At 41.5% G+C, this 12,992-nt stretch carries 13 protein-coding genes and 1 riboswitch; of the genes, 9 read left to right on the top strand and 4 right to left on the bottom strand.

Annotated elements, in window-relative coordinates; all coding sequences use genetic code 11:
- Positions 1-134: 134 nt before the first annotated feature.
- A riboswitch (cobalamin riboswitch) is annotated at positions 135-331 on the bottom strand.
- A 184-nt stretch (positions 332-515) separates the two neighbouring features.
- Positions 516-1,523, bottom strand: coding sequence for a permease (locus TH606_RS07925; RefSeq protein ID WP_068542694.1), 1,008 nt, complete (start codon positions 1,521-1,523; stop codon positions 516-518).
- A gap of 472 nt (positions 1,524-1,995) precedes the next feature.
- Here TH606_RS07925 and TH606_RS07920 point away from each other — a divergent pair, with 472 nt between their 5' ends.
- The 4 genes from TH606_RS07920 (at position 1,996) to TH606_RS07905 (ending at position 6,641) form a co-directional block, all read left to right on the top strand.
- Positions 1,996-3,903: a methyl-accepting chemotaxis protein gene (locus tag TH606_RS07920; RefSeq protein ID WP_068542692.1), complete on the top strand. Its 1,908-nt coding sequence runs from the start codon at positions 1,996-1,998 to the stop codon at positions 3,901-3,903.
- Positions 3,904-4,496: 593 nt separating this feature from the next.
- On the top strand, positions 4,497-5,594 hold the full coding sequence (locus tag TH606_RS07915; RefSeq protein ID WP_068542690.1) for an Mrp/NBP35 family ATP-binding protein: 1,098 nt from the start codon (positions 4,497-4,499) through the stop codon (positions 5,592-5,594).
- Between the two features lies 1 nt (position 5,595).
- The gene (locus tag TH606_RS07910) at positions 5,596-6,339 is read left to right on the top strand and encodes a DUF364 domain-containing protein (RefSeq protein ID WP_068542689.1); all 744 of its coding nucleotides are present in this window, start codon (positions 5,596-5,598) and stop codon (positions 6,337-6,339) included.
- Complete coding sequence (locus TH606_RS07905; RefSeq protein ID WP_068542687.1) at positions 6,336-6,641, top strand: hypothetical protein; 306 nt, start codon at positions 6,336-6,338, stop codon at positions 6,639-6,641. The genes TH606_RS07910 and TH606_RS07905 overlap by 4 nt, the downstream gene beginning before the upstream one ends.
- A gap of 369 nt (positions 6,642-7,010) precedes the next feature.
- Here the strand turns inward: TH606_RS07905 and TH606_RS07900 are convergent, their stop codons facing one another.
- Positions 7,011-9,653, bottom strand: a complete 2,643-nt coding sequence (locus tag TH606_RS07900; RefSeq protein ID WP_068542685.1) for a M16 family metallopeptidase — start codon at positions 9,651-9,653, stop codon at positions 7,011-7,013.
- 231 nt (positions 9,654-9,884) lie between these two features.
- Here TH606_RS07900 and TH606_RS07895 point away from each other — a divergent pair, with 231 nt between their 5' ends.
- The 5 genes from TH606_RS07895 to TH606_RS07875 are packed head-to-tail and all read left to right on the top strand — an operon-like array spanning position 9,885 to position 12,292.
- Entirely contained in the window at positions 9,885-11,051 is a 1,167-nt protein-coding gene (locus tag TH606_RS07895; RefSeq protein WP_068542683.1) for a YeeE/YedE thiosulfate transporter family protein, read from the top strand.
- 38 nt (positions 11,052-11,089) lie between these two features.
- Positions 11,090-11,347, top strand: a complete 258-nt coding sequence (locus TH606_RS07890) for a sulfurtransferase TusA family protein (protein WP_068542682.1) — start codon at positions 11,090-11,092, stop codon at positions 11,345-11,347.
- A 28-nt stretch (positions 11,348-11,375) separates the two neighbouring features.
- Positions 11,376-11,708, top strand: a complete 333-nt coding sequence (locus tag TH606_RS07885; protein ID WP_068542681.1) for a hypothetical protein — start codon at positions 11,376-11,378, stop codon at positions 11,706-11,708.
- Positions 11,709-11,723: 15 nt separating this feature from the next.
- On the top strand, positions 11,724-12,089 hold the full coding sequence (locus TH606_RS07880; RefSeq protein WP_068542679.1) for a hypothetical protein: 366 nt from the start codon (positions 11,724-11,726) through the stop codon (positions 12,087-12,089).
- Positions 12,090-12,112: 23 nt separating this feature from the next.
- Complete coding sequence (locus TH606_RS07875; protein ID WP_068542677.1) at positions 12,113-12,292, top strand: hypothetical protein; 180 nt, start codon at positions 12,113-12,115, stop codon at positions 12,290-12,292.
- A gap of 12 nt (positions 12,293-12,304) precedes the next feature.
- Here TH606_RS07875 and TH606_RS11700 read toward each other — a convergent pair whose 3' ends face one another.
- Positions 12,305-12,454 (bottom strand): hypothetical protein, encoded by a 150-nt coding sequence (locus tag TH606_RS11700; protein ID WP_197460534.1) that lies wholly within the window; start codon positions 12,452-12,454, stop codon positions 12,305-12,307.
- Positions 12,455-12,457: 3 nt separating this feature from the next.
- A complete protein-coding gene (gene hpt / locus TH606_RS07870; RefSeq protein WP_068542697.1) occupies positions 12,458-12,982 on the bottom strand; it encodes a hypoxanthine phosphoribosyltransferase in 525 nt (174 codons plus the stop codon).
- Between the last annotated feature and the right edge of the window lie 10 nt (positions 12,983-12,992).

The following is a 12,992-nucleotide window of genomic DNA, read 5'->3' as shown; positions in this document are numbered from 1 at the left end:
TAATGTTGATGGACTCTGCAATACAAACCACTGTCTGACTCATAATATTCCCTCCTTTTGTAATAAATTTTTCAGGAGGGCCTTCGAGGAGGCGCAAAGGGAATACCTTTGCAGGGCCTTGAGCCTCGAAGCCCTACAATTTAAAGTTCTGGGCCGGTCTCCCGGCTTCCGGATCATCCTACTCACCGCGCCTTCCCAGGTATAACCCCCAGTGGCCTGTTAGCCCAATTTTGGAGCCTAGCGGCTTTCGTCCCCGGTTACGGTTGCGGGCCAGCGCCGGACTTTCACCGGACTTCCCGATTATCCCCGCACCCAAATTTGAACAAAGATTAACAGCCCTTTTATAGATACTGACTTTGGCTTCAAACATTAAGTTTTTTATCTTGTTCTGAATTTGGGTGCGGGGCACCCAGAACTTGGATTTATGAATTAAATCACAATTAAATTTTTAGTCAATAGAGTTTAAATAAAGAATCATCTTAAATGAAGGTTCCTCCCCTGAGGAAAAGTCATTTTCAGGTGTCTTTTTGAAAAAGGTCACTTGTGAAATGGAAGGCGATAAGTCCCATAAGAAAGCAAGCTGCTATGAGTTTGGTAAAAGAAAGTTTTTCCGTTTCTACGACTGGAGGGTTAAAATAAAGTTTAGAAAAAGAAAAGTCTAGAATTATCCCTGCAACTAAAGAAAACCCTATAAGAGATAAAGCATAAACAAGAAAAGTTTTCCCGCCGAAAAGTTTACGGATGATAACCAGAGAGGTGGTATTGGTAGCAGGGCCGCTCATTAAAAAGATGAGTAAGCTGCCAGGGGAAAAACCTTGTAAATAAAAAGAATAAGCTAAGGGTAAAGAACCTGTAGAACACATGTAAAGAGGGATCCCTGCTAATAGCATAAGAAAATATTGGGTGGGGCCAGGGGCTATTTTTTGCCCTAGAAATCCAGGAGGAAGAAGTGTTATGAGAAGAGCAGCCAATAAAAGACCTAAACAAAGGGGTTTGTTAAGGTCTCTCATTAGTTCTATAAAAGCAAAGCGAAGGACTGATATAGGAGTCTTAGTGGGCTTTTCAGCACAACAAGCTTTAGCTTCATCTGCCAGAGGTATTTTTTCTTTCCTGAGAATTAAATAAGAGATTATTCCCGCTATAATTCCCGCCCATAGAGCCGCTAAGGCGTAAAATAGCGCAAAGGGAACACCAAAAAGCCCAAAAGTAATAAACAGGGCGTCAATGCTTGTTTGCGGAGTGGCTACTAAAAAGGCCACCACGGCTGGAAGCCCGGCCCCGTGTTTGGCCAGTGAAATGGCCACAGGTATTACACTACAGGAACAAAGCGGAAGGGGAACACCCAGGGCAGCGGCTTTAAATATGGCCCTAAAGTTTTCAGCTCCTAAGTGTTTAGCAAGTTTATCTTTCGGGAAAAAGTGTTTAATAATTCCTGCCACCAGAAGACCAAATAAGAAATAAGGGGCAATATCTGCCGTGATATAAAATAGATTTTTAAGGTATAGAATTATCCAATCAGACATAATTCTTATAGTTTATCTTAATGAGGGTATTTTTTAAATTACATGAGTATTATCGCGAAGCAATGTAATCGCCGTGGCGAAATAATTTCTTTTTATCATGCATTTTACGAGAAGTCCGCAGGGCCGACTAAATAACCCGACGGGTTATGACGGGTTATTTAGAGGAGCGCGAAGTGTAACGAAGTAATCCTTGTCCCGAGCGCTAGCGAAGGGATCAGTGATTGCTTCGCTCTCCGCTCGCAATGACATATCTCATCTGTCACTGCTAGGAGGCCGAAAGGCCGAAGAAGCAGTTTCAGAGATTACTTCTCTCCTCATGACCTTATTTTTTGGCGCTGCAGAGATCCTTTGCTTGCTCAGGACAAGCGAAGCAATCTAAAGATTAGGTAGGCCGCCAAATTAAATAAATTTAAGGTCTTTAATTTTTATGCCGAAAAATTACTAGGAAATTAATAAAGTTTAGGAGGCTATGATGAATCCTATTTATCTTTGGCGAAATCTTTCTTTACGCTGGAAAATTTTGCTACCTTTTATTGGAGGAGTTTTGCTTTTTTCAGCGGTAACTTTTTGGCATTCTCTCAGAACTACCCAGGGCCTTATTTTGCATACAGCTAAAGACAATATTTTTCATAGTTTTTCCTATTTAGAAAAGCTTATCAAACAGGCTGAAGCCAATGAAAAAATTTTGGTAAATGTAGTGGCGAACATACCCGAAGTTCAGGCTGCTCTTAACGCTGGCAATAGAGAACTTCTTTTGTCAAGTGTTATGCCTTTGGTAGAAAAGGCCCAGAAAGCAAGTGGCTTTCCTTTCTTTCTGCATTTTCATACGCCAGAAGGGCGTTCTTTCCTGCGTACCTGGAAGCCTAATAAATACGGCGATGACTTGACTGGTTTCCGCCAGATGGTGGTGGATATCATTAAAACCAAAAAAGATGCAAGTGGTATTGAAGCCGGCCGTGGTGGTCTAACCGTTAGGGCCATTGCTCCAATTTTTTACGAAGGCCAATATGTGGGAAGCGTGGAAGCAGCTATTCCTTTGAAAGAAATTATGCTTTTAGCCAAAGAAAACCAGGAAAAACTTGGAGTGCTTGTTACCCCTGAAACGGCATCAGTGATGACCAGGCTTAAGAACCCCGTTCGCGTTGGTAATCTTGTTTTGGTCTCACAGATAGGTGAGCTCAATCTAAAAGCTTTAAAAGATTTGGCTTCTAATTCAAGGCTAGAAAATAAAGTAGCCCTATATGAAAAGGTAGGTATGGGTTTAAAACCTTTAAAGGATTATAAAGGGCAAATAATCGGCACCTTTGTGCAGGAGCAAGACCTAAGCCGGTATGTAGATTTTATTACCGCCAAGAAAAAAGAAACCAGTTTTATTATTTTTGGGGCTTTCTTGCTTACCGTAGGCGTGGCCTTCATAATCGGCTGGGAAATGCATCGCTACCTTGATAAAGCGGTTAAACGCATGGAAGATATAGCCGAAGGAGAAGGCGATCTTACTCAAACCTTAGATGCCTCTGGCAAAGATGAAATAGGCCTTCTTGCCCGAGCCTTTAACGCCTTTCTGGAAAAACTACGCCGTATAGTAAAACGTATTAAAGCTGAAAATGATTCCATTTCCCAGGCTTCCAAACAATTAGATGAGGCTTCCCTCAAACTGGAAGAGGGGGTTAACTTGCTGGAAGGACAAGCTTCTTCTATTTCAGAGGTAAGTGAAGGGGTACTTTATAGAGCTGAAGAAGTGCAACAAATGATAAAAGAAATGGAAAGTGCTGTAACGGAAATATCTCAACAGACCACCAGCGCCGCTCAGGTGGCTGAAGAGGCCCGCCAGAAGGTAGAAGAGGTAGTAAAAGTTATTGAAAAACTTGGCCAGGGTTCTCAAGAAATTGGCGAAGTGGTTAATTTTATTAACTCCATTGCGGACCAGACTAATCTTCTGGCCTTAAACGCTACCATTGAAGCAGCCAGGGCTGGAGAAGCAGGTAAAGGTTTTGCCGTCGTAGCTAATGAAATTAAAGAACTTGCCAGACAAACGGGTTCTGCCACTGAAGATATTTCTCAGAAAATTAAAAGCATTCAGGAGTCTTCTGGCCAGGTGGTAAATTCTGTTCAGGATGTAGCTGAAGTCATTTCCCAGATAACTGAAATATCCAACAATATTGCTACCGCGGTAGAACAGCAAACTGCTACTGTCTCTGGTATTTCAGGCAATATGGAAAGTGTTTCTGAAGAAGCTAAAAACCTGGCAAGCTTGGTTCCTGAAATGGAAAGGGCGGTAAAATTGGCTCAGGATAGTATGTATCAAGTGAAACAAGAAGGCGAAAAATTAGCCAAACTTTCGGCTAAAATGAAAGAGTTAGTGGATCAATTCAAGGTTTAATTTATATCTTGAGACCTTTGCAAAACTCTAAAACATTATTAATGGGAGCATTTACATTACAGAGCGTCATTGCGAGGCGACGTAGTCGCCGTGGCGATCTCTTATCCCTTCGCTACCGCTCGGGGAAGAGATTGCTTCGCCACTTCGTGGCTCGCAATGACGGGATGGTAAGTGGCTCGCAACAATGACGAGTAAAGAGAAGATTCGCGAGGACATCCTTTTTTTGTCACTGCGAGCGAAGCGAAGCAGTCTCTGAGATTGTCGGGTTGAGATTGCTTCGGCCTCTGACGAGGCCTGCAATGACCTGGCCGTGTTGTCACTGCGAGGAGATCCCTCGCTCTCGCTCGGGACAGGCGAAGCAGTCTCAGGAAAATATTTTGCAAAGGGTCTCTTATTTGTATTTTTTATTGATGGAAGCGCTGTGAAGTATAAAAGGCTCCACAGCGCTTTTTATCTTTTCTACTCATTATAAGTTATGCTGGCCTTATCTTTCTTTGTCAAATTTTGTGATTAAAAACATTTAGTGCACCTCTGGTCACCCTGGCAGCTGGTGTTAGAATTAAGTCTCAATTAATAAAAACAGGAGGTTCGCTATGCCAACGCGTGAAGAAGTAATGGAGGTTCTTAAAAAAGTTAAAGACCCGGAACTTGGGCGCAGTCTGGTGGATTTAGGGATGATTCGCGACGTAAAAATTGACGGTGATAAAGTAAAAGTCACGGTAGCTTTGACCATAGCAGGTTGTCCCATGAAAGGCCGTATAGCAGGCGATGTTAAAAAGGCGGTTTCTGAAATTCCGGGAGTAAAAGAAGTAGAAGTAGAACTTACTACCATGACCCCAGAAGAAAGAGAGAAAATATTTGGTAAAAAGAAAGTGCCAGAAAAAAAGGCTTTAAAAGATATACGTCATATTATCGCCGTAGCTAGTGGTAAAGGTGGAGTGGGAAAGACTACCGTAGCCGTGAATCTGGCGGTAGCTCTAGCCAAAAGGGGTTATAAAGTGGGTATTCTTGATGCTGATATTTACGGCCCCAATGTCCCCTTGCTTATGGGGCTTGAGGGTGAAAGGCCCTTTACCAGGGATAATCTCTTGGTCCCTCCTGAACGCTGGGGTATCAAGGTGATGTCCTTTGGCTTTTTAGCTCCCGAAGGCCAGCCCATTATCTGGCGTGGTCCTCTGGTGCATCGGGCCCTTTCAGAGCTGGCTGAATCAGTTGACTGGGGAGTACTTGACTTTTTAGTAATTGACCTTCCTCCTGGAACAGGAGATGCCCCTTTAACGGTAGCCCAGGTCTTTCCGTTAAGAGGAGTGGTTATTGTTACCACCCCGCAAAAAGTGGCCATATCTGATGTAGTGCGTTCCATTAATATGTTCAACGAACTGGGGACAAGGATTTTTGGTATTGTAGAAAACATGGCCTATCTTAAAACCATAGGTCCTGACGGAAAAGAACATATTATCCCTGTTTTTGGTGAAGGGGGAGGGGAAAAGCTTGCCAGAGACCTTAGGGTGCCCTTTTTAGGTAAGGTTCCCCTTGACCCCAATCTTTCTAAAAGTGGAGAACTTGGTAAACCAGCTGCCCTTGACCCGGAAAGTGAATTAGGTAAAGTCTTCGGAGAAATTGCCGAAAAAATAGCTACTAAAGCCCTTGAGTTTGAAAAAATGGGAAGTTGTGGCCTAAAGAAAGCTTAAAATGAATATTTATGAACGCCTCTTAGAGAAAGCTCTTTCAAAGGGCCGGGGCCGCATAGTAGAGGATGTGCGCCTCGGCCTTGGTTATACAGCTGTTAAGCTTGATAACAGCCAGATTGGCCTGGGTTATACCATCATTGAAGAAAAGCTCAGCTGTAATCTCCTTCCCCCTGAAGTTAGTTTTGCCGAAAAACCTGCTGACGTGGTAGCTAAATATTTTCTTTCCGCTAATTTGCTTGAAGCTGGAGTTGGTTTAGCTACTATAAACGCCATTTTAAATCAATCCCGCCATGACTTCCTTATGGGGGATCCTTTAAAAATAGCGGCCGTAACCCCAGAAGATAAAGTGGCTATGGTGGGCTATTTTGAGCCTTTGGCGCAAAAGTTAAAAAATAAAGTGGCTGAATTGTGGATATTTGAAAGGAACCCCGCCAGACACGCCGAAACTCTTCTTGAAAGTGATATGTTTGATCTTTTGCCACAGGCTACCATAGCCATAATTACCTCGGTTACCCTCATAAATAAAACCCTTGAAGAAATTTTTGAATATTTGTATCGGCCAAGAGAAGTAATACTTCTTGGCCCTAGCACTCCTTTGTTTCCAGAGGCCTTTATGGACTCTCCGATAACTATTCTTTCGGGCCTTTTGGTGAAAGATGAAAAAATTCTAACCTTGGTTAGTGAGGCTAAAGGTACTAAAGCTTTTAAGCCTTACGTGGAAAAAGTAAACCTGAAAATAAAATGACCTGGCCAACCTTTACCCTTAAAGAAAAAATATATCTCTTCCTGGGAGTCCTTTTGTGCATTCTTTTTAGTATTCGCTATTATCCAGAGAATCTAGAAAAGACCATTTATGAATCTTTTCGGTGGATTTTTAGTTTCTTTTTTTATAGTGGTGTTATGACTTATATGTTTTCGGGAATTTGCCGTAAATTTTTAAAACAACCCTTTACCCTGAAAAGCGGTATCAAAATGGTGGTGTGGCTGGCTGTTCTTTCAGCTATTGCTCAGTCTCTTCATGAAACTTTTAAAATACATAATCCTTAACCTTGTCACCCCTGAGATTACTTCTTCGGCCTTCCGGCCTCCTCGTAATGACGGAAAAAGGTGGCTTGCATGAGGAAGGGGAAAAATGCTCCATAATAACCATTCTGTCACTGCGAGGAGCGTATAAGCGCGACGAAGCAGTCTCTGAGATTGCTGGGGCGAGATTGCTTCGGCCTCTGACGAGGCCTCGTAACGCCTTGGTCGCGTTGTCACTGCGAAGGCTCCGACGGCCGAAGAAGCGGTCTCAGGAATTGCTTTGACCTCTTAGAAGACCTCACCGTGACCGGTCCACAGTATCTTGCGAGCCACGTTCCCTACCCCGTCATTGCAAGCCACAAAGTGGCGAGGCCATCTCTTTCCTTTAAAAAATTAATTTTCAATAGGCCCTACGGTAACCAGTACATAACTTTGATTCTGTAGGTACTTTTTGGCTACTTCGTTTATATTTTCCCATTCTACATTTTGTATTTTCTGGATATAACGAAGTCCGTAATTATATCCCAGGCCCAGTACTTCGTTTACAGCCTGCTCTAAGGCCTGGGCGCTATTAGTTTGAAGGCCGGTTAAGTAACGGCCCACCAGCCATCTTTTGGCTCTCTTGATTTCTTCGTCGGTAACGCCTTCCTGGGCAACTTTGGTGATTTCCTGCCAGAGACCAGCCAGGGCTAATTTCTTTTTGGCCGGCTCTGTTGCAATATAGAAACCAATACCACCAGTGTTGATCCCCAGGGTCAGGAAAGAAGTAACCGAATAGGCAAGGGCCTTTTGGTCACGTAATTCTTTGAATAGCCTTCCTCCTTGCCCGGCTAAAATAGCGTTTAGGACTTCTGTGGCATAGCGGTCAGGGGAAAACATGTCAGGCCCTCTGAAACCAAGGATAAGGTGAACCTGCTCACGGTCAAGGTTAACGGTAGAAATTTTGGGTTCAAGAAGAGGTTCTGGTTCTTTATCTTCAGGTAAAGGGGGAGCCTCTTTTTGCCAGGCGCCAAAATGCTTTTCAATCAAAGGCCAAACTTTATCAGGGTCAACGTCTCCCACGATGGCTAACACCCCTCTTGAGGGAATAACAAAAGAATCATAAGCCTTTTTGATGTCCTGAGACGAAAGGTTTTTTATTACTTCAGGAGAGCCCAAAATGTTTAAGCCGTAAGGATGGGGGGCGAAAAGTAAGCGGTAAAATTCTTTTATGGCCAGCTGAAGCGGATTATCTTCCTGCCGGGCCAAAGCTGAAAGTAATTCTGGTTTAAGTCTTTCTAATTCTTCTTGAGAAAGAGCAGGATTTTTGGCTACTTCAGCAAAAAGAGAAAGGGCTTGGTCTAGGTAGTCTGATAAAAAGACACCTTTTAAGCCAAAGGTGTTTCGGCCGGAAAAACCAGATATATCTCCACCCATGGATTCCACTATAGAAGCCAGCATTTCCGCTGAGTATTTGTTGGTGCCTTTAGTCCAAAGGCCAGCTAGCGTGCGAAAAAGACCGTTGGTTTCGGCAGTTTCAAACCTCAGGCCTCCTGGAAAAACAAGGGCCATAGCCAGTGAAGGGACATCCTTTTGAGGGGTAATGAGAACAGTTAGCCCATTAGCAAGTTTCTTTTTTACCGTGGGAGCTATCCAGCGTTCTAACTCAGGGGTAATGCCAGAGGCCTCCATTTCTGCCTCTTCTACTAGATTTTCAAGCTCTTCTTGAGAAATTATCTCTGAAACATTTTGGGCCAGGAGTCCCGCCACTACGGCCTGAGGGGTAAAAAACTTCTGGGCCGCTTCTTTTATTTGCGCAGGAGTTACTTTTTTAATGGCTTCAAGATAGGCCCTGGCTTTTAACGGGTCTCCTGCAATCATTTCAAAGGCGCCAAGTTTGCGGGCTTCACCCTGCATGGTTTCACGGCTGTAAACAAAGTCAGCTGCTACCATAACTTTGGCTTTAGTTAACTCTTCAGGCAAAACAGGCTCATATTTCAGACGAAATATTTCTACTAGCGCCTCTTTTAAACTTTCGCGCAGATTTTCTGCCGAAGCTGTGCCTGCCACTTCAAATAACCCCGGCCCCTGGGGAGTAAAGGCATAGGCATAAATTGTATTAACAATACCCTTTTCGCGCCTAAGCTCCCGGTAAAGACGGGAGGACTCCCCTTGTCCAAGAATAGCTGCGATAACATCCATTACCGGGGCTTCTTTTTCTAACAGGCTGGGGCCAGGCAAAGCTATCTGGAAATAACCTTCCTGGACATCTCTGTTAATGGTAACTAAAACAGGCTTGGTTTTTGGGGGTTCTTCAGGGAATTTAACTTTTTGAGGGGGTTTTTTAGGTTCACGGCCGAAATAGGAAGAAGCCTTAGAAAGGGCTGTCTCTGCTTCTACATCACCCACGATAACTACAGCTATATGGGCCGGCCGATATCTTCTGGCCATGTATTTTAAGATGTCGTCACGGGTAAAGGCCTTCACTGTTTCTGGATAGCCGATTATAGGACGGCGATACGGGTATTTTAGATAAGCCTTTTGCCTTACTGCTTCAGCTAGGGCCAGGGCTGGCCTGTCATTGCGCATTCGCATTTCTTCAAGGATTACCTGTTTTTCGCGTTCAAGCTCGGTTGGGTCAAAAATTGAATGAAAAATGGCGTCAGAAAGGACATCTAAAGCGGTGTCAAGTACTTCTGATGGGCCATTGACGTAGTAACAGGTGTAATCGTAAGAAGTGAAAGCGTTTATGCTTCCGCCAAAACTTTCAATAGTAGCAGCAATTTCTCCGGGTTTACGTTTTTCTGTACCCTTAAAAATCATGTGTTCAATGAGATGGGTTATGCCGGCTTCACTGTCTTTTTCATAAGCACTTCCGGCTTTTACCCAAACCTGTACCGAAACTACTGGAGCGCGGTGATTTTCTTCAACGATTAAAGTGAGCCCGTTATCAAGTACGGTCTTATAAAGCCCAGGGGCTAACTCCATGGCCCATACTCCTTGTATAAACAATAAAGCTAAAAATAAAGAAAATAGTAAAAACTTTAAATATTTCATACCCTAAACCCCTTTTTAACCGGACTAATAATTATTGAACTTATTTAAACAAACTTCACATTTTCCTTTTTGGCAAGATTATCTTAAACAGGAATAAAAAAGCTTATTATTTTGGAGATAAAAATGGTTTTTTTAATATTCAAAGAATTTGACAGTTTTATTCAGTTTTGATAGGCAACTTTATAGTCTATTATTTATAGTAAAAAAATATACTTTGGAGGGAGGTCATGTATGTCTGACTTCAAAGAAGCAATTTCAAGGAATTGGAGATCTTTTGCTGTGTCTACTTGGTCTCCCATGATGGGCGGCATAATGCTGGCTTTATTTGCTATTTTTTTAGAAGCATGGTACCGCCCCTGGGGTATAGTTGGAGGGATAAGGAACTGGGCTGATTGGTTTTTTTACGGCATAGGCTTTTACGATGAGGCACCACCTCATCCTCTTGAGTTTTCTTCTTCGGTATTAAATATTGGTTATATATGGGGTGCTGCTATTTCTGCCTTCTTTGCTCGTGAATTTGGTTTACGTTTTCCTCCTAAGATTGAATACATAAAAGCCATTGTAACAGGTATTTTGATGGGGCTAGGCTCGGCTCTGGCTATGGGCTGTAATGTAGGAGGTTTTTATGTGGCCCTTCACAATCTAGCTGCAAATGGCTTTTTAATGGCTGTAGGCTTGGTTTTCGGAGTAATCTTAGGGGTTAAATATCTTTACTGGGAGCTTGAGCATTTTCCCAGTTCAGGTGGTTTTGAAATAAGCTTTAAAAAAGTAGGCCCTTATATAGGCTTTTTGTTATTGGTAGGCTTAATAGTTGCTACTTATGCCTATTTTAACAGCGATATAGACAACGGAGAAATTTTGGGTGGTTGTCTAATTATTACTGCTGGTATCGGATATGTAATACACAGAAGTCGTTTTTGTATGGTTAATGGTTTTAGGGAACCCTTTGTTACAGGTGAGGCTACCATGGGTAAAGCTGTAATGATTAGCATAATATTGGGAGCAATAGGTGTTTCTATTCTAAAGTATCAAGAAATTCGCCCTGAGATGGTATATGTAACCCCTACCTTTGGTTTAGGAGCCTTGCTGGGAGGCTTCATCTTTGGAGCAGCCATGGTAGTGGCTGGTGGATGTGGTTCAGGGGCTCTTTGGCGGGTCGCTGAAGGACAGATAAAACTTTGGGTTGTTATAATATTTTTTGCTCTTTCCAACTCTCTTATAAGACACTACTTCGCTGAATATGAAGTCATAGAAAATGGTTATCTTGGTAAGGCTATCTTTATGCCAGAATATCTTGGTTATGGTGGAACTTTGTTCTTAATAACTTTTATTTGTGTGCTCTGGTATGTAATTATTGATTGGAATGAAGACTCAAACAAATTTGTAATAGAAATGTAAACTAAACTAAAATAAATCACAAAAAAGGAGGAATAATTATGGCTGATGTAAAAGTAGCCCCAGAAGGGATTAAGGCAGATGTAACTCTAGATTGCAAAGGTCTTTCCTGTCCCATGCCTCTACTTAAAACTAAAAAGGCTATCCAAAAACTCGAAAAAGGACAAATACTTGAAGTACTTGGCACAGACCCTGGCTCTAAAAATGACATTCCTGGCTGGTGTGAAAGGTCTGGTCATGAGTTTTTAGGGATGAAAGAAGAGTCTGGATATTTCGTTTTTTACATCAAAAAAGGCTAAATATAGTCAATCAATTAGGAGGTGTTTTATGTCTAAAGATCCAGATAAACTTGGGATTTTTGTTACTACCCCACAATATATGACTCCCTTATTAAAAATTACCGAAGCAGCTCAAAGAGCTGGTAAGAAAGTAAAAATATTTCTTACTTTCAAAGCTATTCATCTTACTAAACATTCAGAATTTGCTAAGTTGGTTAAGATGGTCCCTGAAGATGATTTAGCTATTTGTGCTGACTCTTATGTTTGTGAAGGTTTTGATGTTGATACAGATATTCCTGCTGGTATGACTCCTAAACAAATGCGTACACAAGCCTTTCATGGAGAGATTCTTTCTCAATGTGGTAAATATATAGTTCTTTAAATTAAGGAGGAAATTATGAGTGAAAGTTTGAAAATATATTTTTTAATAGCTAACCGGATTTATATTACTGACGCTATACGCTCTACCCTTGGGCAAGCTATTGAGAATCATTATTCTCATGCCTGTATATTTTATCAGAAGATGCCTAAGCTTACGGATTATGTTAAAGAAAATATGGAGTGGATTCGTGATATGGAAGGCGATGTTTTCTATGTAGTAGACACTATTGAAGACGAAGAGGCTAAAAAATATAATGAAGAAGTTGGTCTCACACCTATTACGCTTGAAGAGTTAGCTCAAAAATTAAAAGAAGCTGACGTTATTATTCCTTATGGACTACCTAGACAAAAGCATGATCCACCACCAGCTTGTGCTGACTAGTCTATTGAAAAGGGGGGATTTAAATGAAGATACTTCACTTGTATAAAAATGAACCAAACGAAGAAGTAAAAAAGTTAGTAGCTATATTGAATGAAGGAAATGAGGCTCTTGAATTTAAACTTTATGAAGCAAAAGAAGACCAAGACTACGATAAGCTAATACAGCTTATTTTTGAAGCTGATAAAACCATTAGCTGGTGGTAAACAAGTGGGGGCTTAGCCCCCACTTCCTTTGCTTAATTGTTCAAGTTTTTGAGACCACATAAATAGCTTAAAAAGAAGTAAAGCCAGGCCAATTCTTATTACCCACATATACCACGGGCTGTTTTTAAAGTAATGAAGTACGAATCTGAAAAATCTCTTCACAGCTTACTCCCTTATTATTTCGTAAACTTCAGGCAAATGTCTATACTTTTCCGCAAAATCTAAACCATATCCCACTAAAAAACCTTGAGGAATGTAAAAACCACGATAATGAATAGGTACTTCAATTTCTCGTCTTTCTGGTTTATCAATAAGACAACAAACTTTAACTGATTGTGGGCTAAATTTTTCAAGATATTTAAGGAAAAAGGAAAGAGTTAGCCCAGTATCAATAATATCTTCTACTACTAATACGTCTTTGTTTTTTATGTCCAGCTCAATGTCTTTTACTATTTTTACTTGGCCTGAAGATTTATCAGAGGTGCCGTAGCTAGCCAGGCGCACAAAATCTATTTCCAGGTTTTGCAACTCAACACTTCTTACCAGATCAGCTAAAAAGATGAAGGCACCTTTCAAAATACCTATAAAAACCGGCTTTTTATCTTTATAATCCCGAGAAATAGTTTGGGCTAACTCCTTTACTTTGGCTCCTATTTTATCTTGAGAGATAACAAGTTTTAGCTTTTCCATAAAATCTCCT

It is taken from the genome of Thermodesulfatator autotrophicus (genome assembly GCF_001642325.1).
Taxonomy (GTDB): Bacteria; Desulfobacterota; Thermodesulfobacteria; order Thermodesulfobacteriales; family Thermodesulfatatoraceae; genus Thermodesulfatator; species Thermodesulfatator autotrophicus.
Note: the sequence above shows the minus strand (reverse complement) of the source record. Positions and strands in the feature narration are given on the sequence as shown.